This is a genomic window from Telluria sp. AZSoR62, assembly GCF_058111565.1.
The window spans coordinates 1-248 of the sequence record NZ_JBYTST010000485.1; the positions used below are offsets into that span (position 1 = coordinate 1).

At 65.7% G+C, this 248-nt stretch carries 1 protein-coding gene; it reads left to right on the plus strand.

Going from position 1 to position 248, the window contains the following annotated elements; all coding sequences use genetic code 11:
- Nucleotides 1-248, plus strand: a 248-nt coding sequence (locus AC3XQU_RS24480; RefSeq protein WP_489876709.1) for a phosphotransferase, incomplete at both ends; no start/stop codon positions are given.

The window sequence follows — 248 nt, forward strand, 5'->3', positions numbered from 1 at the left end:
GTGGCCAAGGAACAGACATGGCTGCCGCGCCTTGCACCGCACCTTCCGCTCAGCATTCCCGAGCCTGTGGCAATCGGCAGGCCGGATGAAAGCTACCCGTTCCCCTGGTCGGTGTACCGGTGGGTCGACGGTACAGAGCTGAACCCGGAAAGTGAGCAGGATCTGTCCCGGCTCGGCCGGGACCTGGTGGCTTTGTCCGCGCCCTCCACAGCATCGACCTCATGGGCGCACGGCGGGAAGAGCCACTG